Source organism: Henriciella marina (genome assembly GCF_027213945.1).
Classification (GTDB): Bacteria; Pseudomonadota; Alphaproteobacteria; order Caulobacterales; family Hyphomonadaceae; genus Henriciella; species Henriciella marina_A.
This window is the reverse complement of record NZ_JAPWGW010000002.1, coordinates 209,390-230,647: the sequence shown is the minus strand read 5'-3', so window position 1 is coordinate 230,647 and position 21,258 is coordinate 209,390. Positions and strand designations below refer to the sequence as shown.

15 protein-coding genes and 1 tRNA gene are annotated in these 21,258 nt (G+C 60.0%); 12 read left to right on the top strand and 4 right to left on the bottom strand.

Annotated features, from left to right (window positions below; genetic code table 11):
• Nucleotides 1-228 precede the first annotated feature (228 nt).
• The 10 genes from O4G74_RS07495 to O4G74_RS07450 all read left to right on the top strand — a co-directional run bounded on the left by O4G74_RS07495 (nucleotide 229) and on the right by O4G74_RS07450 (nucleotide 11,281).
• A complete protein-coding gene (locus O4G74_RS07495; protein WP_269402015.1) occupies nucleotides 229-1,656 on the top strand; it encodes a circularly permuted type 2 ATP-grasp protein in 1,428 nt (475 codons plus the stop codon).
• Complete coding sequence (locus O4G74_RS07490; protein WP_419715375.1) at nucleotides 1,656-2,594, top strand: alpha-E domain-containing protein; 939 nt, start codon at nucleotides 1,656-1,658, stop codon at nucleotides 2,592-2,594. The genes O4G74_RS07495 and O4G74_RS07490 overlap by 1 nt, the downstream gene beginning before the upstream one ends.
• 9 nt (nucleotides 2,595-2,603) lie before the next feature.
• Nucleotides 2,604-3,422 carry a transglutaminase family protein gene (locus O4G74_RS07485; RefSeq protein ID WP_269402013.1) on the top strand — a complete coding sequence of 273 codons (819 nt, stop codon included), beginning with the start codon at nucleotides 2,604-2,606 and terminating at the stop codon, nucleotides 3,420-3,422.
• Nucleotides 3,423-3,428: 6 nt separating this feature from the next.
• Entirely contained in the window at nucleotides 3,429-4,163 is a 735-nt protein-coding gene (locus tag O4G74_RS07480; protein WP_269402012.1) for a proteasome-type protease, read from the top strand.
• Between the two features lie 209 nt (nucleotides 4,164-4,372).
• The gene (locus O4G74_RS07475; protein WP_269402011.1) at nucleotides 4,373-5,110 is read left to right on the top strand and encodes a sulfotransferase; all 738 of its coding nucleotides are present in this window, start codon (nucleotides 4,373-4,375) and stop codon (nucleotides 5,108-5,110) included.
• Nucleotides 5,111-5,327: 217 nt separating this feature from the next.
• Nucleotides 5,328-5,403, top strand: a tRNA-Lys gene (locus tag O4G74_RS07470).
• A 103-nt stretch (nucleotides 5,404-5,506) separates the two neighbouring features.
• The gene (locus tag O4G74_RS07465; protein WP_269402010.1) at nucleotides 5,507-6,853 is read left to right on the top strand and encodes an efflux RND transporter periplasmic adaptor subunit; all 1,347 of its coding nucleotides are present in this window, start codon (nucleotides 5,507-5,509) and stop codon (nucleotides 6,851-6,853) included.
• A gap of 11 nt (nucleotides 6,854-6,864) precedes the next feature.
• On the top strand, nucleotides 6,865-8,802 hold the full coding sequence (locus O4G74_RS07460; protein ID WP_269402009.1) for a MacB family efflux pump subunit: 1,938 nt from the start codon (nucleotides 6,865-6,867) through the stop codon (nucleotides 8,800-8,802).
• Nucleotides 8,803-8,806: 4 nt separating this feature from the next.
• Nucleotides 8,807-10,159 carry an efflux transporter outer membrane subunit gene (locus O4G74_RS07455; protein ID WP_269402008.1) on the top strand — a complete coding sequence of 451 codons (1,353 nt, stop codon included), beginning with the start codon at nucleotides 8,807-8,809 and terminating at the stop codon, nucleotides 10,157-10,159.
• Nucleotides 10,160-10,207: 48 nt separating this feature from the next.
• The gene (locus O4G74_RS07450; RefSeq protein WP_269402007.1) at nucleotides 10,208-11,281 is read left to right on the top strand and encodes a serine hydrolase domain-containing protein; all 1,074 of its coding nucleotides are present in this window, start codon (nucleotides 10,208-10,210) and stop codon (nucleotides 11,279-11,281) included.
• Nucleotides 11,282-11,294: 13 nt separating this feature from the next.
• On the opposite strand, the gene O4G74_RS07445 is transcribed toward O4G74_RS07450, so the two are convergent.
• A complete protein-coding gene (locus O4G74_RS07445; protein ID WP_269402006.1) occupies nucleotides 11,295-13,814 on the bottom strand; it encodes an NAD-dependent epimerase/dehydratase family protein in 2,520 nt (839 codons plus the stop codon).
• Nucleotides 13,815-14,033: 219 nt separating this feature from the next.
• Between O4G74_RS07445 and O4G74_RS07440 the strand changes: the two genes are divergently transcribed.
• Both O4G74_RS07440 and ligD read left to right on the top strand, forming a co-directional pair.
• On the top strand, nucleotides 14,034-14,903 hold the full coding sequence (locus tag O4G74_RS07440) for a Ku protein (protein ID WP_026180582.1): 870 nt from the start codon (nucleotides 14,034-14,036) through the stop codon (nucleotides 14,901-14,903).
• Nucleotides 14,904-14,909: 6 nt separating this feature from the next.
• Entirely contained in the window at nucleotides 14,910-17,393 is a 2,484-nt protein-coding gene (gene ligD, locus O4G74_RS07435; protein ID WP_269402005.1) for a DNA ligase D, read from the top strand.
• Here ligD and O4G74_RS07430 read toward each other — a convergent pair.
• From O4G74_RS07430 to O4G74_RS07420, 3 genes are read right to left on the bottom strand one after another with little or no spacing between them, the layout of a single operon-like run.
• The gene (locus O4G74_RS07430) at nucleotides 17,390-19,663 is read right to left on the bottom strand and encodes a xanthine dehydrogenase family protein molybdopterin-binding subunit (protein ID WP_269402004.1); all 2,274 of its coding nucleotides are present in this window, start codon (nucleotides 19,661-19,663) and stop codon (nucleotides 17,390-17,392) included. The genes ligD and O4G74_RS07430 overlap by 4 nt on opposite strands.
• Nucleotides 19,663-20,712, bottom strand: coding sequence for an FAD binding domain-containing protein (locus O4G74_RS07425; protein ID WP_269402003.1), 1,050 nt, complete (start codon nucleotides 20,710-20,712; stop codon nucleotides 19,663-19,665). Before O4G74_RS07425 ends, O4G74_RS07430 begins: the two co-directional genes overlap by 1 nt.
• On the bottom strand, nucleotides 20,709-21,197 hold the full coding sequence (locus tag O4G74_RS07420; RefSeq protein ID WP_269402002.1) for a (2Fe-2S)-binding protein: 489 nt from the start codon (nucleotides 21,195-21,197) through the stop codon (nucleotides 20,709-20,711). Before O4G74_RS07420 ends, O4G74_RS07425 begins: the two co-directional genes overlap by 4 nt.
• Nucleotides 21,198-21,258 lie beyond the last annotated feature (61 nt).

The window sequence follows — 21,258 nt, the reverse complement described above, 5'->3', positions numbered from 1 at the left end:
TTGCAGGTGGTAGGGATCAGTGTTGCTTTCCAATCACAGTTGTGCCCGCTGAACGCCCTCCCGGTGGAGGATCGTGGTTTTCAGCTTTGAAGCTTAAAGGCTTGGATTCGTGACTGGTTTTGTATCACTCGCAATCTAAGTCGGTCTTGTCAGCCCGTGTGCCATTGCCTCCGAATTTTGCGGCAGCTAGGTGTGATAGAGAACTGTGGAAAGGTAGAAGCGAGACGCATGTCGAAAGACAACTTGCCCTTCGATGAGATGTTCGGAACAGGCGATGAGCCTCGTGAACCGTACAAGTCCTATCATAAGTGGTTCGAAGGTGAGCAGAATGCCCGCCTCCGTAGGAAAGCCGAAGAAGCCGAGCAGGCGTTCCGGCGTACGGGTATTACGTTCAATGTGTATGGGCGCGAAGAGGCCAATGAGCGTCTTATCCCGTTCGATATTGTCCCGCATGTTCTTTCAAACCGCGAATGGAAGAAGCTGTCCGAAGGTATCGAGCAACGGGTTCGCGCGCTGAACGCCTTCCTGCATGATATCTATCATCGGCAGGAGATCCTGAAGGCGGGGCGTATTCCCGCGCATATGATCAGCAATAATGAAGCGTACCTGCCTAAGATGATCGGCGTGGAGCCGCCCGGCAGCATCTACACTCATATCGTTGGCACTGACATCGTCCGTACGGGCGAGGATGAGTTTTTCGTTCTGGAGGATAATGCCCGCACGCCATCGGGTGTCTCGTACATGCTCGAAAACCGCGAGACGATGTTCGAAATGTTTCCTGAGCTGTTCATCCAGAACCGCGTCTGCCCCGTTTCAACCTATCCAAAACGCTTGCGCCGCTCACTGGCTGCCTGTGCGCCACCAGCTTGTGACGGCAAGCCGGTGATCGCTGTTCTGACGCCCGGTATCCACAACTCCGCCTATTTTGAACATGCCTTCCTGGCTGATGAGATGGGCGCCGAGCTGGTTGAGGGACATGATCTTCGCGTCGTAAACGGCCGTGTCGCTATGCGTACGACGCAAGGCTACACACCGGTCGATGTTCTGTATCGGCGTGTGGACGACGCCTTTCTCGATCCGCTGAACTTCAATCCAGAATCCATGCTCGGTGTGCCGGGCATTCTGGACGTTTACCGGGCAGGGGGGATCACCATCGCCAATGCGCCGGGCACGGGCATCTCGGATGACAAGGCGATCTATTCCTACATGCCGGACATCGTCGAATTCTATACGGGTGAGAAGGCGAAGCTTCCCAACGTGCCGACATGGCGATGTTCAGAGCCGGACTCGCTCGCCTATGTTCTCGACAATCTATCGGAATTGGTCGTGAAGGAAGTGCACGGCTCTGGCGGTTACGGCATGCTTGTTGGCCCCGCAGCCAGCCGGAAGGAGATCGCTGATTTCCGCGCGAAGCTGGAAGCCAAGCCGGATGGCTACATTGCTCAGCCGACCCTCGCGCTTTCGACTGTGCCTATTTTTACGAATAAGGGCCTTGCCCCGCGCCATGTCGACCTTCGCCCGTTCGTGCTCGTTTCGCCAAACGGCATCGACATAACGCCCGGCGGCCTCACGCGCGTTGCGCTGAAGAAGGGCTCGCTCGTCGTTAATTCCAGTCAGGGCGGCGGCACCAAGGATACGTGGGTGCTTGAATCATGATGCTTGGCAAGACAGCGGGTGGCCTGTTCTGGATGTGCCGCTACCTCGAGCGCAGCGCCAACAATGCGCGTCTCATCGAGGCCGGCTCTCGCATGACGATGACCCGTTCTATGGCAGATGATGCAGAATGGGAGTCTGTGCTCTCCACCGCCAATGTGAAGGAGCTGTTTCTTGAAAAGCATGACCATGTAAAGCGCGCTGACGTGATCGATTATATCCTTCGCGACCGGTCAAATCCATCGAGCGTCATGTCAGTTGTGGAGTCTGCGCGCAATAACGCTCGTATGGTGCGTGTTGCCTTGACGCGAGAAGTCTGGGAAGCGGTCAATGATACGTGGATGAGACTGAAGGAGGCGCTCGAGCGGCCTGTCTCGGACGCAGACCTTCCCAAAGTGCTGGAGCTTATTCGCCAACAGAGTGCGCAAGTGCGCGGCGCTCTGCAAGGCACGATGCTTCGCAACGACATCTTCAATTTCTGTGGTATCGGTACCTTTGCGGAGCGGGCCGATAATGTCGCGCGCATTCTGGACGTGAAATACTTCGTGCTATTGCCATCGGTCTCGATGGTCGGCTCAACGATCGACAACTTTCAGTGGGAAGCGATCCTTCGTTCAGCTGCAGCAGAGCGCAGCTTTGCCTGGCTCAACAAGGAAAGCGGGCCGAGGGCGATTGCAGAGTTTCTCATTCTTGATCAGCGCCTGCCGCGCTCCATTGCCTTTTGCTACACAAACCTTTCGCGTAATCTGGGCTACCTCGAAGAAGAATACGGCGAGACCCTTCCAAGCCGGGAAATGTGCGAAGCAACCTTACGCCGACTGACGAGTACTGATGTTGAGACTATTTTTGACGGCGGTCTGCACGAATTCATTCAGTCGATCCTTCAGTCCAATAACGCACTCGGTCTGCAGATCGAAAAAGACTACCGCTTTTACGCATAAGGAAGAGCCTTGCGCCTCAAGATCGCCCATCTCACACACTACCAGTTTGCTGAGCCTGCCATTTACGGTCTGCAGCAAATACGGCTTGTTCCGAAGACGAGGCGCGGTCAGAGCGTCGAGGACTGGAATGTGACGTTTGAGGGCGGGTTCGAGCAGGTCCATTTCATTGACCAGTTCAACAATCACACGCTTCTTATCGGGCTAGAGGAAGGTACCAGGGAACTTGCCATCCGTGCGGAAGGCACTGTCCTCACGCAAGATCAGAACGGTATCGTGGGGCAGCATGGCGGCTGGACCCCGCTCTGGCTTTATCGTCGTAAGACAGATCTTACCCGGCCCGGCAGCGCCATCCAGGCGATCTGCGATCGGGTAGGGACAGGCTTTGAGGACGATGTGGCGCGCCTCCACGCGCTAATGGGCGTGATCGCGGACACGGTCATCTATGAAGCTGGCGCGACAGGTGTGGCCACGACTGCCGAAGAGGCTGCCGCGTCCGGCCGCGGTGTTTGCCAGGACCATACGCAAATATTCGTCACCTGCGCGCGATATCTCGGATTTCCGGCCCGCTATGTCAGTGGCTACCTCATGATGGATGACCGTGTGCAACAGAATGCTTCCCATGCCTGGGCAGAAGCGTATGCTGAAGGCCTTGGCTGGGTCGGATTCGATGTCTCCAACGCCATTTCGCCGGACGCGCGGTATGTCGCCGTGGCGACGGGGCTGGATTATCACGATGCCGCACCAGTTTCGGGGCTGAGTTTCGGAAGTGCTCGGCAGGGGTTAGAAGTATCGGTTCAGGTGCAGCAGCAACAACAGCAGCAGCAATAAGTAATTATGACATACTGCGTGGGTCTATGCCTCGATAAGGGGCTTGTCTTCATGTCCGACACCCGCACCAACGCGGGCGTCGACAACATTTCGAAGTATCGCAAGATGTTCACCTGGAACGTACCGGGAGAGCGTACTTTTGTTCTTATGACGGCGGGCAATCTCGCGACCACGCAGGCTGTAGTGAGCATGCTGGAAGAGCGCACCAAGGCGCCCGAGGAGCGAAACCCTTCCATCCTCGAAGTGCCTTCGATGTTCCAGGCCGCGCGCCTTGTCGGCAAGACGCTTCGCGATGTGATCAAGGAAAGCGCGCCAGCTGCGGGGCCGGACGCGGAGTCCCCATTCCGGGCAACGCTGATCTTGGGCGGCCAGATCGCCGGCAGCGAGCCGCGCCTCTTCATGATCTACCCGGAAGGTAATTTCGTCGAAGCCAGCAAGGAAACGCCTTTCTTCCAGATCGGCGAAACCAAATATGGCCGCCCGATCCTTGTGCGCGCCCATGACCCGGCCATGTCCTTTGCCGAGGCCGTAAAGCTTCTCATGGTGTCTTTCGACTCGACGTTGAAAGCGAACCTCTCCGTGGGCCTTCCGCTTGATCTCCTGCTTTACGAGACAGACAGCCTCGACATCCTGAAGCAGACCAGGATCGAGGAAGACGACCCGTATTATTCGCTCATTTCCGACAATTGGGGCGAAGCGCTGAAGACCACTTTTGCCTCTCTGCCACAGTACAAGCTCTAGAGTTCAGCTTGGGAGCAAGGCTCGAGGCTGAACTGGCGAAAAGCCGGCATGCAGGTCCGATTAACGAGGCGTATCTTGGCTTTACACGGCATTCAGGATCGCAAATTCGCCACTTGAGTATCAGGCGATCAGCTTTACAAACCAACCTTAGAATGCGGCCATGGTTATCAGACTCGGTCGAATTGCGATAAATCTGAGAGGCTGCCTAAATGATCGTCTATATTGCCACCTGGCCACGCTGCGGAAATGCCTTCGTCCGCAACCTGATCTATCTCAATTACAGAGTGATCACAGCCGATGGTTATCCGAGCAAGGCGCCATGGCCAGAGCGGCTGAACGCCGAATATTTCTCTGATTTCATCAAGTATCAGGATGAGGGCCAGCCGCCGCGGCTCGCGCTTCAGCATGGTGCGCTCGATCTGCTAAATGAGAAGCCGGACTTGCGCCGCGAACTCGCTGCCATGAGTGAAACCTTCCTCGTGAAGACCCACGAAATGCCGCCGGAAGACCCAGTCGAAGGCGAGGCTTTCGTCTGCATGGTTCGGCACCCAGTTCGGGCCGTCGCCTCTCGCAGAAAGCTGCTCGTCACGAAGGACGTGATGAAGACGGCCCGAGGTGACTATATTGGCGGACACTGGAGTGACTTTCACAGGCTATGGCACGACTCGCCCATGCCGCGGGTCAGCGTTCGCTATGAAGACGTCGTTGGCAAACCGGAAGTAGTTGTCCGTCCTTGCGCAGAACTGCTTGGGCTTCCCGAACTGGAAGTCGTGAGAGACCTTCCGATCGCTGCAAGCAAGGCCCTCAATCCAGAACGAAATCCTGGCCTGGGAAATGACGGTTGGAAGACAGTCATCACCGATGAAGAAGCCGCTGGAATATGGGAAGAAACGGGAGAAGCCGCACGTGCATGGGGTTATGAACCCGTTCATGAGGGCGCTCTGTAAGGACAGCGTACAGCCGCGCAGTAGATGGGGCGAGCCGAGTTAACAACCGCTTGCTCTCTCAGCTTGGATTATAGTTGCTCGCGCCTTTGCGAAGACAGCTTGCTGACACTTGGCAGAAAGCAAAACGCGTTCGGTCCCGTCGCTATGTATTAGTCTACCGAATTGAGTGTTTGATTTCCGAGCGCGATGCATTACATCGCGTTTTCCCAAGTGGCGGGCGCCTATAGCTCAGTTGGTAGAGCAGCTGACTCTTAATCAGCGGGTCCGAGGTTCGAATCCTCGTGGGCGCACCACTTTCCAGAAAATATCCGGGAATAAGTGCAGCACTGGCCGACGGATCGCGCCGGGCCGGGCGTCTAAGCTTTCAGGTAATGCCAATAGAAAGCCTGCAAGCTCATGATATCACGCCTCTTCAAGTCGCGCTTGGTGCTCGTTCTCGGGATAATCGTTCTGGCCGCGGCGGGGTGGTTCGGCCTTAAGGCCACTGTGCTGTCGGGCCCCGAAACGCCGGACTATCAGACCGCGCAGGCGACCCGCGGCGATATCGAGGTGACGATTTCTGCGGCGGGCAAGATTACGCCGAAAGTGTCCGTCGATGTTGGCGCGCAGGTGTCCGGCCAGCTTCAGGAACTTCTCGTCGAGATCGGGGATGAGGTCGAGAAGGGCGATCTTCTCGCCCGGATCGACCCGACACTTGCGCAGACCAGCGTCGAGGCCAATCGCGCGCAGCTATCCGAACTTCAGGCGAGCCGTAAACAGCAGCAGGCGACCCTTGAACTTGCGCGCGCCGACGCAGACCGCGCCGAGATGCTCTACGAGGCTGATGCCATAGCCCGCGCCGAGTTCGAAAGCGCTCAGGCTGAGCTGACAATTGCGCAGGGCCGCCTTGAGGCAATCGAGGCCCAGATCCAGCGTCAGTCATCATCCCTGCAGTCAGAACTCGCCAATCTCGAATTCACCCGCATCTATGCGCCGATTTCCGGCACGGTCGTGTCGTCGGCCGCTGTCGAGGGCCAGACGCTCAACGCCAATCAGACCGCGCCAATCATCCTGACCATCGCTGACCTTGGCGTCATGACGGTCGAGACCGATGTGTCCGAGGCAGACGTGCTGCGGATCGATGAAGGCCAGGAGGCTTACTTCACGACACTTGGCGATGCGACCCGGCGCTGGGACACGACGGTGCGGCAGGTCTTGCCGACCCCTGAGGTTCTCAATGATGTCGTGCTCTACAAGGCACTGGTCGACGTTGAGAATCCGCAAGGCCGGCTTAAGCCCCAGATGACCGCGCAGGTTTTCTTTGTCACTGGGCGCGCATTCAATGCAGTTCTCGTCCCTGTGACGGCCCTCCAGTCGCGCCCTGCGCGCACAGAGCGCCCACAAGGACAGGGCGGCGGCCAGCCTGTTGCGAGCAATGATGGCCGACGCCGCGGCTTCATGCAGGCCGATGCAGCATCGCCGGATGGTGAAGCTGGACCCGGTTCGCAGCACCGGGAAGACTTTCGGCGCGCGCGTGAGGCAAATCCGGAAGCCGAGACAGCCACAGTTCTCGTCATGGCGGGCGATGGCACGCCGCAGCCGCGGCGGGTTCTTGTCGGGCTGAAGACGCGGACTATGGCTGAAATCATTCATGGCATCGAGGCGGGCGAGACCGTTGTTACGGGCGGTGTCTCCATACAGCGGCCGGCCGGGAATGAGCGTGGTGGCCGGCGTGGCGGCGGCCCTCGCTTCATGCGCGGATAGGGGCAGGCCAGATGTCAAATCCCTTGATTCAGCTCGAAAATGTTTGCCGATATTATGGTGCGGGCGATACAGAAGTCCGCGCGCTTGACGGTGTTTCTCTGACGGTCAACCAGGGCGAGTTCGTTGCCATTGTCGGTCAATCGGGCTCCGGCAAGTCGACGTTGATGAACATTCTGGGCTGTCTGGACCGGCCCACGGACGGTACATACGCGGTGCGTGGAGAGTCCATTTCTCGGCTCGATGCGGACGAGCTCGCCGCGCTGAGGCGCGAGACGTTCGGCTTCATCTTCCAGCGATATAATCTGCTCGCCAGTGTGACGGCCTCCGAGAATGTCGAGATCCCGGCCGTCTATGCCGGCCTCGGCCAGGAAGAGCGCCGGACCAGGGCAAAGGAGCTGCTTGCCCGCCTCGGTCTCGGTGACCGGACAGGCCACAAGCCCGGCGAGCTGTCCGGCGGCCAGCAACAGCGTGTGGCGGTTGCCCGCGCCCTTGTGAACGACGCCGAGGTCATTCTCGCCGATGAGCCGACCGGCGCGCTCGACTCAGGGTCGAGTGCAGAGCTGCTGACGCTGCTGGAAGGGCTGCATGAGAGCGGTCGGACCATCATTCTCATTACCCATGATGAGAAGGTGGCCGCGCGCGCCAAAAGGGTCGTGACGATCGAGGATGGGCGTATTGTTTCCGATAGCGGCGACCGGCAGGGCCATCAGGAGACCCGCCAGCCCTATCGCTATACGCGCAAGGGCCCGTCGCCGATTGGGCAGGTCTTCGAAGCAGTAAAAATGGCCTTCCGGTCGCTACGCGCGAATTTGTTTCGAACAGCGCTGACCTTGCTGGGGGTCGTCATCGGTGTCTCTGCCGTGGTCGCCATGCTGGCGATCGGGCAGGGCAGCCAGCAGGACGTCATGGCCCGATTTGAATCGCTTGGCCCGAACCTGCTCTTCGCTCGGCCAGGCGCGCCGGACCAGCGCCAGCGCGGCGACGCCATCGCAACCCTGACCCTTCAGGATGCCGATGCTTTAGGAGAGCTGGATAATATCATCGCCGCCGTCCCTTCGCGGTCCAGCAATGCCACGCTGCGCGTTGGATCGAATGACGCGCGCAGCCAGATCGAGGGCGTGTCAGAGGATTGGCCCATCGTCCAGAACAGAGGCATGAAGTTCGGTACGTTCTTCACAGAGGACGATATGGACCGGCGCATTGGCGTTGTCGTTCTTGGCACGACGACCGCCGGCAACCTCTTTGACGACGTCCAGAGCGCGGTCGGCCAATATGTCTTTCTCGGCGGTGCACCTTTTGAGGTCTCAGGTGTCCTTGAAGAGAGGGGCGCGACCGCATGGGGGCAGGATCAGGACGATGTCGCGCTTGTGCCGATTACCACCGGCATGATGCGCCTCTTTGGCCAATCCTACCTTTCTTCCATCACTCTGGCCGTCGACGATACCGACCGGATCAGCGAGACCGAAGAGGCGGCACACGCGCTGCTCCTTGCGCGACACGGCACCGAGGATTTCCAGCTGCGCAACACAGCCTCGTTTCTGGAATCCATGCAGGAAGCGCAAAGCTCTTTCTCGATCCTGCTGGGGTCTGTGGCCTCCATCTCTCTCCTCGTTGGCGGGATTGGCGTCATGAACATCATGCTGGTCAGCGTCTCGGAACGGACACGAGAGATCGGTGTGCGTATGGCGACCGGCGCACGGCGGTCAGACATCATGATCCAGTTTGTCGTCGAGGCGCTTGTCGTTGGGGGGCTTGGTGGGATCGTCGGCGTCCTCTTCGGCCTTGGCGTCTGTTTCATCCTGGCAAAGAGCGGCATGACCATTGCGGTCACTGCGATGCCCGCCATTCTTGCTTTCACATCGGCGCTCGGCACCGGCCTTGTCTTTGGTCTCCTGCCGGCCCGCAAGGCCGCGCGTCTAGACCCCGTTACCGCGCTTGCTTCGGAGTAACCCAATGCTGCGTTCATTCCTCATCTCTGCCAGCCTCGTCGCGCTCTCTGCGTGCACAACAAGCTTTGCTCCACAACCGCCCGTCAGCGATGCCGCGATCGCGATGCCCGTCGCCTATGATTACGCGGCCGAGGTCGAGACGCTGGCGAAGACCGATGAGGCCTGGTGGGAAAGTTTCGATACCGCAGAGCTTGAAGCCCTGGTGGCTGACGCGCTCGCCGCAAACCAGACCCTGGCGCAGGGGATCGCCAATATCCGCTCTGCACGCGCCGCGGTGCAGATAGCCGATGCGGCTTTCCTGCCGCAAGCAAGCGCTGGGTTGTCCGCCTCCAGCAGCACCGCAGGGGAGGGTCTGGACGACATAGACGCAAGCGGGCGCCTTTCGGCATCCTACCAGCTTGATCTCTTTGGCGCGAACGCAGCAAATCGCGCCGCAGCCCTCGCAAGTCTTGACGCGGCCGTGTTCAGCCAGCGCGCACTCGAACTCACCGTACAGGCCGATGTGGCGAGCAATTACTTTTCCCTGCTTGCTGCGCGGGACCAGCTGGAGGTCGCGCGCCAGAACCTCGATATTTCCGAACGCATTTTCGAGATCGTCGAGGTGCGCTATGAGGCTGGCGCGATCTCCGGCTTCGATGTGTCGGCCCAGCGCGCCCAGCTAGCAAATGCGCGGGCCCGGATCCCACAAATCGAGGCACAGATCACGGGGTTTGAAACCGCACTTGCGATCCTAACCGGCCGCGTGCCGCAAGGCTTTGAGGCGCCCGGAGAGGATATTCTGGACGTTGCCCTGCCGCAGATACCAGCTGGGCTCCCTTCTGATCTTCTCCTTCGGCGGCCCGACCTGCTCCAGTCTGAAGCCAGCCTTCGCGGCGCTAATGCCAATATTGTGGCGGCGCGAGCAGCTTTCTTCCCGACGGTGGACCTTGGCGCCGGTCTCAGCGCGCTGCTAACCGGGGGGTCCAGTTTGACCGGGTCGCTCTCGGCCGGTCTCGCGCAGACCGTCTTCTCGGGCGGGCGGCTTGACGGCCAGCTTGAGGCATCGGTTGCACGGCGCGACGCGCAGCTTGCTGCCTATCGCCAGTCCATACTAAGTGCGCTGCGCGATGTTGATGTGAGCTTGCAGGCCTCAGAGACCAATGGCGCGCGCGAGGCCCAGCTGGAGATTGCAGAAGCCGCGGCTGCCGATGCGCTTGAGGCGGCGGAGCTCCGCTACCGGGCAGGTTCAGACGACCTTACCAGCCTGCTTAATGCCCAGCAGACTTATTTCGATGCGTCCAGCAATCTCGTTCAGGTTCGTCTCGACCGGCTGACGTCTGCGATCAATGTCTATGTCTCGCTAGGGGGTCGGTATTAGGCGCACGTGCGCGATTGGAGCTCGAGGCCTGCGCTCTACATCGGTGTCATGAGAATTTTGCCAACAATCATTGCCGTCATTTTTGCAGGATGCGGCGCCCCGTCAGAGCCGTCGACATCAAACGCACAGCCGGCGTCTGTTTCCGAGCGGTCAGCGCCGGTGGCGCCAGACACCTCTGGTCTCAATGAACAGTTTATCGAGGAGACGCTGGAGGCCGCCGAGGCGCTACCCCAATTGCGGTCATTGATTGTGATGCGTGATGGCGAGGTTCTGGTTGAGGAGCGGTTCAATGGCGGCCCGCTTCTGGATCGCGGCGTAAACATCAAGTCGGCCTCCAAATCGGTCATGTCTGCGCTGGTCGGGATCGCGATCGATAAAGGCGTACTAACCGGGGTCGATCAAACGGTACTTTCCGTTCTCGAGGCTGATGCGCCCGCCGACCCGGACCCGATGCTGTCAGAGGTCACCGTTGGTCACCTCCTGTCGATGCAATCCGGTCTGGAGCGAACCTCTGGCGCAAACTATGGCCGCTGGGTCGTCAGCGATAACTGGGTTCGCCACGCCCTGTCCCGGCCTTTCGTCGATGAACCGGGCGGACGCATGCTCTATTCGACGGGCAATACGCACCTGCTATCTGCCATGCTGACCGGCGCCTCGGGCAAAGATACCGATCAGCTGGCCGAAGACTGGCTGACCGAGCCGCTCGGTATCAGCATCCCGAGCTGGCAAACCGATCCGCAGGGGATCTATTTCGGCGGCAACAACATGTCGATGAGTCCCTGGGATATGGCCGCCTTTGGAGAGCTCTATCGGCTCGGCGGCGTCGTTGACGGTCAGCGCGTCCTCTCGGAAGACTGGATCGAGGAAAGCTGGACGCCGCGGACCGTTTCGCCATGGAGCGGTGAGCAATATGGCTATGGCTGGTTCATCAGCGACGCGGGCGGTTTCCCGGTACGCCATGCCCGGGGCTATGGCGGCCAGATGATCTATGTGCTGCCAGATCTCGGCCTTACAGTCGTCATGACGTCCGACACAGACAGCGAGCGGGGCAGTAGCCACATTCGCGAACTTCACGAGCTTCTCGAGGAAGGGATCGTCCCGGCCGCTGTCGAAGGTGGTTGAGCCAGCGCTTGGGTCAGATCATGTGGCGGCTCCAGTCGCCGAATTTGTGGCGGATCTTCCCGCGCGGAATGGCGAGGGCTGCGATGGCGAGGCCGACGACGACATTAACAGCCATCTGCAGCAGTGTCGCCTCTACGATGAAGGGCATCAGCGCGACCGCGACGCCGAGACACAGGTTGAGAAGACGCACGGGGCGGATCGGTTCGGCGAGAGCTGCGACACTGACGGTAATGACAAGCGCGCCGAGAAGGTGGTCAGCATCGGCGAGCGCGCCTTCTGTCCCTAGCGACAAGCGTGTGAACATGAGCCAGACGCCGAGAGCAGCGCTGATCAGCAGGGTGTAGGAGAACGTCATGCCGCCAGTGACCATTTCACGGATCACCGTGCCAGGCGGTTGCATGAAGTCGTCCTCGACGCGCTCATCAGGGCCGTCATCGGTATCGCCGCGGAACAGGACCCATAGAACCGGGCGCCCCTTCTTCTTGCGGCGGATGAGGAACTGGAAGGTCGCAATCAACTCGTCGACGGCGTACGGGATCTGAAGCAGCATCATCAATGCCGCGATAAGGCAGACCGTGCACCAGGTGCCGATCACGATGGGCTGGATAATGATGAAGGTGATGGAAACAACGCCAAGCGGCACGATCATGATGCCGAAGATCAGCACCAGCCACGGCATGGTCCGCCAGCGCCGCGACGAGCCGACAATGCCCGTCAGGATTTCCAGCATGTAGGTGAGGGCACCGACGCCAGCATCGGGCACAGGCCAGGCTTCTGAGATACTGGAGGTGATGATTTCCTCTGTCCCGTTTTTGCCGTTTCCAGGCATGCCTGAGAAAAACGGCTCCCAGACGGCGTCGATATGCCCAAGCTGGTAGGCGGTCATATGGCGCGAGATAAGGAAGCCGATAACGGCGAGTGCGATGATCGGCACGCGCTGGAACCAGCTGGATGGCGACTGGTCCCATCCGGGGGGGATTGTCGGGCCGGTGGCGGCGGCGGCTGGCTGCACGCCCGGTGTCGGCCTGGCCAGAACGGCGAGGCCAAAGATCAGGGCGCCGGAGAGTGTCTGGTTGAGATAGACCGCGCCCGTGGGCGCCCAGAAGACAAGCGGTGCGAACATGATCCACGTCGCAACACCGGCGGTTGCCCAGCGCGCGAGGCGAAGCTTCCAGCTGAGCGACAGGAAGCCGAGGACCATCACGGCGAAACCCGAAATGATATCGCTCCAGATGAGCGGCGCGGAATCGTAGACGATCATCGCCGGACTGCTCGCGAGCCATGCCCCCATGGCGATCGTCAGGAAGGGGGCCCAGATAAATTTACGGTGCAGGCTGAGCGTCTCGTTCTCGTCCTTGATGCGTACCTGTTCGGGGTCGTGATCCTCTTCGCCCGCGGCCGTGAGCCATGGCGGCGGCGTGATGCCGTTGCGCTCATACCAGGCAAGTGGATCGGATTTCAGGTCCGCGATCATGGCCGACAGCGTTTCGCGCAGGCTGTGTTTCGGCTCCCAGCTGAGCAGGCGCTTAGCGCGCTCGATACTGAGTTCGTAATGGTCGTCCGCCATGTCGACCATGAAAGGCCGGATAAAGGGCTTTTCCCCCTGGTCGATATCATCCGGAACGACAGGTTCTGTTACGGATTCCGTCAAGGCCCCTGCAGATGCGACGGGTTTTGGAAGCGAAAAGGTCCGCCAGTCCTCTTCGCCATGGATGAGGCGGGCGATCTCCTGCTGCAGCTCCTGATAGCTCATCGTGTCGGTCTCGCCGATCAGGATAATGTTTTCAGCTGGCAGCTCCTTGCGCCGCTCTACCGTGCGGCGGAAGGCCTCGACCATGTCCTTCTGATGCAGGAAAGCCTGACCCACCTGGAGTGAGCCGGCATAGGCATGGCCATGCGGATTGCGCTCATAGATCCTGCGGATTTGTTCAGACAGCGTCGGGACAGCAAATGTCTCATCATAGACGCCGGCCAGATGGAGCAGAGTATAGGGAATGGCACCATGGGCCTCGCGAATGACGCCTTCGGCGGCGGCCTTCGATTGCGGGTAGGCCCATTTCGGATTGAGCTCGGTTTCTTCGGTAATCGGCTGGCCCGGGTCACCGGCCTGATGAACCAGCATGGTGCCGGAATAGATGAAGCGGTCGATGGTGAAGTCCTGAAGCGCTTCCAAGAGGCGGCGCGTACCCTCGACATTCAGCTTGTCGTAGAGTGGGTGAGGCTGGCCCGTGAAATCGAAATAGGCGGCGAGGTGAATGACGGCCGCAAGGGATTGCCCATGCTCCATTGCGAGCTTGTCGAGGGCTTCGCGTACGGACTGATCGGAGGTGAGGTCGCACCCGATCAACTCGCAATCGGCCTCCTTTCCGGGTTTGTCCAACCCGACGATCTCGTATTTGTCCTTGAGGACAGAAACCAGCGCGCTTCCGAGGTTGCCCGCGGCGCCAGTAATCAGGATGAGGGGTTTGCCGTCTGTAGTCCGGGACGCCGATGCCGCGTCCGTACCGCGCTCGGCCTGATATTTATCTGCCAATGATCGCCACCCCCGTGTCGAAATATTCCTCATTCAGGCGTTTGGCCCATGGCTCTTGGCCAACGCATCGGTATGGGGACTGTTCCGGCGGAGGCTTCCCGGGAAGACTGCGCTGGCGCCTGTGATTGATCCCGGTAGCCCCTGCCTGTCCTATTGCCCCGGCCCTCGCGCGGAACTGATTCGCCGATGCGGCATTGATTTGCCAATGGAGGGCCAATCATGGCTATGCGTGCTTACTGGAAAGGCTATTTGCGCCTTTCCCTCGTCAATATCGGAATCGAATTATACTCTGCGACATCATCCTCGCGGACCGTGTCCTTGCGACAGATCCACAAACCCAGCGGCAAGCGGATCCGCTATCAGAAGATCGCTGAAGGTGTCGGTCCCGTCGACAAGGATGAGATCGTCAAAGGGTTTGAGACCAGCAAGGATGAGTATGTCATCCTGGAGCCTGAAGAGCTCGATGAGATCAAGCTGGAAAGCAAGCGGACCATAGACCTCGTCCAGTTCGTGGAGTCGTGCGAGATCGATCCACGCTATTTCGAGAAGCCATACTATGTCGTTCCGCGCGATGATGAGGTTGCTGCCGAAGGCTTCACCGTCATCCGCGACGCGCTGCGCAAGAACAAGATGGTTGGGCTGGGACAGATGGCGGTGCGCGGCCGCGACTATGTGGTTGCGATCAAGCCGTGCGGGGATGGCCTGCTTCTCGAGACGCTTCGTTTTGCTGACGAGATCCGCGAGAGCGACAAGATTTTCGACGAGATACCTGAGGTCAAACCTGACAAGGAGATGCTCGAGCTTGCCAGCGAGTTGATTGAGCGAAAGACCAAACCCTTCAAGCCTGAAGTCTTCAAGTCCAGCTATGCCGATGCGCTCATGGACCTCATTAAGGAGAAGCGGGAAGAAGGCGCGGTTAGCCACGATGACAGCGGCGACAGCGATACGCCCCGCGGCAAGGGCAAGGTGGTCGACCTCATGGAGGCGCTGAAGAAGAGCGTCGACAAGGACAAGAGCGGCGCCAAGAAAAAGACCGCCTCGAAAACCTCTTCCAGGTCCTCGAAGTCAAAGTCTGGAAAGGCGGCGTAATCAGGCATGGCGAAATCCAGCTCCGACACCCTCAAGACCTATCGTGAGAAACGCGACTTCTCACGAACGCCGGAACCTGACGGCTCTTCAAGGCGCAGGTCAAAATCCAGGGGTAAGCTCAGCTTTGTCGTTCAAAAGCATGATGCAAGCCGTCTGCATTATGACTTCCGGCTGGAGCTGGACGGTGTTCTGAAAAGCTGGGCGGTCACGAAGGGGCCGAGCCTCGACCCCGCCGACAAGCGCCTCGCCGTGCGCACTGAAGATCACCCTCTCGACTATGGCGACTTCGAAGGCGTCATCCCGGACGGTTATGGTGCCGGGACGGTCATGCTCTGGGACCAGGGAGAATGGATCCCGCGCGAAGACCCTGAAGAAGGGTTGAAGAAAGGGTCCCTGAAGTTCGACCTCAAAGGTCAGCGTATGAAAGGCGGCTGGGCGCTCGTCCTGATGAAGAACAACTCGAAAAAGGGCAGAGAGAACTGGCTTCTCATCAAGGAAAAGGATGACGAAGCCGACCGCAATTCCGACCCGCGCGAGACCTGGCAGACCAGCGTCACAACCAATCGGGATTTCGATGAGATAGCCGTGGCCGCGGCAAGCGGGGACGCCAACATTCTGGGCGAGGATGAGGCGCCCGATTTCCCGGATTTCGTTGAGCCACAACTTGCAAAACTGCGCGATGATCCGCCCTCCGGCGAAGAATGGCTGCATGAGCTGAAATTCGACGGCTACCGCATTCAGGCACTGATCGCAGGACATCAGGTCCGCCTGATCACGCGCAATGGCAAGGACTGGACGGATCGCTATCCGGATGTCGCCAAAGCGCTTGCGGAGCTGGATGTGAAGAGCGCGGCGATAGATGGAGAACTCGTGGCGCTGGATGATCGTGGCCACAGTCATTTTGCGTCATTGCAGGCGGCCACAAAAGGTGAAGGGGATGCAGCGCTCGCCTATTACGCCTTCGATCTCCTGTCGCTGGGCGGCAAGGATTTCCGCAAGAAACCGCTGACCGAGCGCAAAGCCGCACTCAAGGACATTATGCCGAAAGATGAGGATATCATCCGGTTCTCCGATCACATTGCAGGCAAGGGCGAGGACGTCATCGGCAAGGCCTGCGGCATGGGCCTCGAAGGAATTATCTCCAAGAAGGCGGCCGCGAAATATGTGTCGGGACGTGGCTCCGGCTGGATCAAGTCGAAATGCGTGGGGCGCGATGAATTCGTGATCGGCGGGTATCGCAGGTCCGACAAGCGCGGCCGGCCTTTTGCTTCGCTGCTCCTGGGGGAGTTCGAAAATGGCAAGCTGCTTTACCGAGGGCGCGTGGGCACAGGCTTCAATGAAGCGCTCATGGATGAGCTAGCGGGCGCGATGGCAAAGCTTGAGCGCAAGACGCCGGCTTTCGAGGATATTCCATCGGACGCGAAACGCGGCGCGGTCTGGCTGACGCCGAAACTTGTCGGTGAGATTGCTTACACAGAGCGCACGTCCGACGGCCTGCTCCGCCATCCAAGCTTCCAGGGGCTGCGAGAGGACAAGGCGCCAAAGGACGTCAAGACGACCGCAGCCAAGCAGGAAGAGGCTGGCGACGAAGACGATGGCAAGGTGCTCGGTATCCGCATCAGCCACCCCGACCGCGTGGTCTATGAAGAGCAGGGCGCCACCAAGCGCGAAATCGCCAAATATCTGGCAGAGATTGCGCCGCGCATGATCCCGCATATCAAGGACCATCCGGTAAGTCTTGTCCGGTGCCCGTCAGGGGCAGGGGGCAAGTGCTTCTACCAGAAACACCACACTGACTCCGTTCCAGCCGCGATCGGCGAAACGAAAATCAAGGAAAAGGATGGTGAGACATCGAGCTATCTCGTTCTGAACACAGCTGAGGCGCTTGTCTCCGCAGCGCAGATCGGCGCGCTTGAACTGCACGTCTGGGGCTCGCGAACCGACAAGCTTGAGAAGCCGGACCGGCTTGTGCTGGATCTCGACCCTGATGAGGGGCTTGATTTCGAGGATGTGAAGTCAGCCGCCTACGAGGTGCGCGACGTGCTGGGCGCAGCGGGTCTGACGACTTTCGTGCTGCTGACTGGCGGCAAGGGATTGCATGTCATAGCGCCACTTGAGCGCCGGCAGGGCTGGGATGAGGTCAAGGCCGCCTCACGGGGCCTCGCAAAAAAGCTATCGGAGGCAGCCCCGGATATCTATGTCGCCGAGGCGTCGAAAGCCAAGCGCAAGGGGCGTATCTTCATCGACTGGCTGCGCAATGAGCGTGGCGCGACAGCGGTGTGTCCATACTCGCTGCGCGCAAGGCCCGGTGCACCGGTCGCAACGCCTGTCCGCTGGGATGAGCTCGCTGGCATATCATCCGGCCATGATTACACGCTGTCCAATATCAGACGGCGTCTAAGCTCTCTCAAATCGGACCCGTGGGAGGGCTATGATGATGTCAGACAGTCAATTTCGAAGAGTGTACTAAGCGTACTCGCAGACGATTAAGCCTTCAGCGCCTGCGCGCCCTTCAAAAGATCCTCGATCTTGATCGGATAGCGCGCTGTGCGAACGCCGGTTGCATGCCAGACCGCATTGGCAATCGCGCCAACCGTGCCCGTAATGCCCAGCTCGCCGACACCTTTCACACCAAGGTCATTTACGTGCGGGTCCTCTTCATCGACCAGTAGCGCTTCGAGGTGCGGTACGTCAGCCAGCACCGGAATGTGATAGCCGGCAAAGTCATTATTGAGCGGTCTGCCGCTACGCTTGTCGTGAATACCTTCTTCGTGGAGGGCAAAACCGACGCCCCAGATCATGCCGCCGGTGAGCTGACTTTGGGCGAGGCGCGGATTGATGATCCGTCCGGCGGCGAATGCCCCGACCAGCCGGGTAACGCGAACCTGGAATAGGTCGGGGTCGACCTTCACTTCAGCGAAGACCGCCCCGTGCGAGAACATGGCATAGGTTTCGGTGCTAGCCTTGTCGCGGTTGCCGCGGCCTTTGCCTTCAATCTCTTCGATCCCGGCCCGTTGCAGAATGTCGGTATAGCTTTCGCCGACGTTCGGATCCTCGGCCTTGAAGAGGCGGCCATTTTCACCCAGCACGCGTTCATTGCCCGCGCCAAAGAGCGGCGAGTCCTTGTCCTGCGTCGCGATCTCGGCGAGCTGGCGGATGACATCATTGCCAGCCGCAAAGAGCGCGCCGCCTGCCGATGCGGTATGTGCCGAGCCGCCGGCGACACTGCCATCAGGCAGGTCGGAATGGCCGATGTCGAACTCGATATCGTCGGCGGCCATGCCAAGCCCGTCAGCCGCCATCTGCCAGAGAACCGTCCAGGCGCCCTGACCCATATCGGCGCCAGAGGTTTCTGCGCGCGCGCTGCCATCCTTGCGAAGGACCGCCCGCGCCTTTGCAGGGAAGAAGGGCGCGTGGAAGATACTGGTGCCCATGCCCCAGCCTGTCAGGAGGCCGTTCTCGTCGCGCATCTGGCGAGGTTTCAGCGGTCGGTCTTTCCAGCCAAAGCTATCAGCGGCTGCTTTATAACATCCCCGTAAAGCCTTGGCAGAATAGGGCTTTCCGTTAGACGGGTCCTTCTCGGCATAGTTGAGCAGGCGGAACTCGAGCGGGTCCATGCCCGCTTTTTCTGCGGCGACATCAATGGCGCATTCGATCACGGCAGAGCCGGTGGCGATGCCCGGCGCGCGCATTGCGCCCGGCGTGCCGGTGTCAAACCGTGTGCCGGAATGGCTGACGCTGATCGACGGCGTCGCATAAAGGCTGAGGCCTGCATTCGCGGCACCGTCGAGCCAGTTGTCGAAGCTACTCGTCGAGACGTTGGCCGTGTGCTCGAAGGCGAGAAATCTGTTGTCGGCGTCCATGTCATAGCGAACGGTCTGGCGTGTCGCGCTTCGGTGCTGGACCGGTCCGAACATCTGGCCCCGTTTCAGCACGAGCTTGACGGGACGCTTCATTTCACGTGCCGCCAGGATCCCCAGCATCTGCGGGCCGAACAGCACCGCCTTGGAGCCGAAGCCGCCGCCAAGATACGGCGACCGGAGCGTTACGTTTTCAGGCGGAATGCCGAAATAATTGGCGATACCAGGCTTGGCGAGGCCGATGGCCTGATTTGGCATGTCGACGGTGACATGGTCGCCGTCCCATTCAGCGACGACGGCATGGGTCTCCATGGCGTTGTGATACTGGAGCGGCGTCTCCATTTCGACGCTGGCCGATTGAGTCGCTTTCTTGCGGTTGCCCTCAAAATCACCCGTTGAGAATTTTGGCGGCGTGGAGATGCCGACCGCTTCCGGGGCGAACGCTTCACCGTCATCAAAGCCGATGCGCGCCTGATCGCTATCGTACGTCGCTTTTACCAGCCGGGCGCCTTCGACGGCGGCCTCAAGCGTTTCTGCGAGGATAACCGCGATTGGCTGGCCGGCATAGCGGACCTTGTCATTCTGCAGCACGTCGATGCGGGCGGTGAAAGGTGTGGTCTTCTGATCGGGGTCCTGCGACAGGGCAGGGGTATTGTCTGGCGTCATAACATGAACGACGCCCGGATGGGCGAGTGCAGCCTTTATATCGAGGGAGGTCACCCGGCCGCGGGCGATACTGGCGCCTGCAAACACTGCGTGGAGAAGGTTCTGCGGATGATTGTCCGCGGCATAGGTTGCCGTGCCGGTGACTTTCGCGATGCCATCGCGGCGCGTCATCGGCTGGCCCGAGTTCGAGCCAAGCCGGACGTGGTGGGCCGCGACCATAGGTGTGTCAGCCATTAGCGGGCCTCCTTTCCAACCGCAAAGACCGACCCGGGCAGGTCCGGCATCTTCGGCGGCGTCCCATCTGCGGCAGCTTTGAGCGCGCGCACCAGGATGCGTCTTGCCAGTTCGATCTTGTGGGCATTGTCGCCTGAGGGTTTGGCGTCGGCCAGCGCAGCATCGGCAGCTTTCTTGAAGGAGGCCTCATTGGCTTCAGCACCATTGAGCGTGTCCTCTGCTTCGCGTGCCCGCCAGGGGTTTGCGGCGACACCGCCGAGCGCAATCCGCGCGTCCTTGATCCGGCCATCTCCGATGTGGAGCATCGCCGCCGCCGAGACGATCGCGAACGCATAGGAGGTCCGGTCACGCAGCTTGATATAGCGGGCCCGCGGTGCAAACCGCTTGGCGTCCGAGGGAAGGATGATCGCGGTGATGATCTCGCCCTGTTTGAGCGCGCTTCCGGGCGGCTGGACGCTGCCTGGCAGTGTGTAAAACTCATCGATAGAAATCTCACGCGATCCGTCCGGGCCATCGACCACGACACGCGCCCCCATGGCCGCCAGTGGCACGCAGAAATCAGACGGGTGGACGGCGATGCATGTTTTCGTCCAGCCGAGCACAGCATGCTTGCCGTTCTCGCCTTCGAGTGCATCACAGCCTTCACCAACCTCATGCAGATTACAGGCGCTATGGGGGTCGTAGAAATAGGCACAGCGCGGCTGCTGCATCAGATTACCGCCAACCGTCGCCGAATTGCGAAGCTGGCCGGACGCCCCTGACAGCAGTGCTTCGGCAATCGCCGGGTAATCACTTAGAATATCGACGTTGCGGGCAAGGTCTGAATTTCGCACCAGCGCCCCGATGCGGAGCGATCCGTCTTTCTGTGGCTCGATCCGTTTGAGGTCATCGAGGCGTGTAATGTCGATCAGGCTGTCGGGCGTGCGAACCCCGACCTTCATCAGGTCCAGAAGGTTGGTGCCACCAGCGTAATAGGAAGCGCCGGGCTTGCTCGCGGCCTTGATCGCCTCAGCGATTGTTTCGGGGCGCTGATAATCAAAGGCCTTCATGTTTTGCCCCCCTTCGACATGCGCGCCTGAGCGTCCAATACGGCGTCCTGGATGCCGGCATAGGCGCCGCAGCGGCAGAGGTTGCCGCTCATGCCTTCGCGCACGGCTTCGGCAGAAGCGTCGCCGCCCGTCTCACCGAGAAAGCCGACCGCGCTCATGATCTGTCCCGGTGTGCAGTAGCCACACTGGAAGCCATCATTTTCAATAAAGGCAGCCTGTACTGGATGGAGCGTATCGCCATCGGAAAGGCCTTCAACAGTGGTGACCTCAGCGCCGTCGAGGCTGACCGCCAGCGACAGGCAGCTATTCACCCGCCGGCCGTCGATGAGGACCGTACAGGCCCCGCATTGGCCGCGGTCACAGCCTTTCTTGGTGCCGGTCAAGCCGATGCGTTCGCGCAGGACATCGAGCAGTGTCGGCCGCGCATCCTCCAGCTCTACGTCGTGTCCATTGCCATTGATTTTCAGAGATATCTGAAACGCCATGCTCTCTCCCGCGCGCTGCCGTCCTGATCATGATGCTAGTGCGCGGGTGAGCGGAAGGCGA

Coding starts and splice junctions, on each gene's coding strand:
- O4G74_RS07490 (WP_419715375.1), top strand. CDS start 1,656: ATGCTTGGCAAGACAGCGGGTGGCCTGTTCTGGATGTGCCGCTACCTC.
- O4G74_RS07440 (WP_026180582.1), top strand. CDS start 14,034: ATGGCTATGCGTGCTTACTGGAAAGGCTATTTGCGCCTTTCCCTCGTC.
- O4G74_RS07425 (WP_269402003.1), bottom strand. CDS start 20,712: ATGAAGGCCTTTGATTATCAGCGCCCCGAAACAATCGCTGAGGCGATC.
- O4G74_RS07455 (WP_269402008.1), top strand. CDS start 8,807: ATGCTGCGTTCATTCCTCATCTCTGCCAGCCTCGTCGCGCTCTCTGCG.
- O4G74_RS07430 (WP_269402004.1), bottom strand. CDS start 19,663: ATGGCTGACACACCTATGGTCGCGGCCCACCACGTCCGGCTTGGCTCG.
- O4G74_RS07450 (WP_269402007.1), top strand. CDS start 10,208: ATGAGAATTTTGCCAACAATCATTGCCGTCATTTTTGCAGGATGCGGC.
- O4G74_RS07495 (WP_269402015.1), top strand. CDS start 229: ATGTCGAAAGACAACTTGCCCTTCGATGAGATGTTCGGAACAGGCGAT.
- O4G74_RS07460 (WP_269402009.1), top strand. CDS start 6,865: ATGTCAAATCCCTTGATTCAGCTCGAAAATGTTTGCCGATATTATGGT.
- ligD (WP_269402005.1), top strand. CDS start 14,910: ATGGCGAAATCCAGCTCCGACACCCTCAAGACCTATCGTGAGAAACGC.
- O4G74_RS07465 (WP_269402010.1), top strand. CDS start 5,507: ATGATATCACGCCTCTTCAAGTCGCGCTTGGTGCTCGTTCTCGGGATA.
- O4G74_RS07420 (WP_269402002.1), bottom strand. CDS start 21,197: ATGGCGTTTCAGATATCTCTGAAAATCAATGGCAATGGACACGACGTA.
- O4G74_RS07475 (WP_269402011.1), top strand. CDS start 4,373: ATGATCGTCTATATTGCCACCTGGCCACGCTGCGGAAATGCCTTCGTC.
- O4G74_RS07480 (WP_269402012.1), top strand. CDS start 3,429: ATGACATACTGCGTGGGTCTATGCCTCGATAAGGGGCTTGTCTTCATG.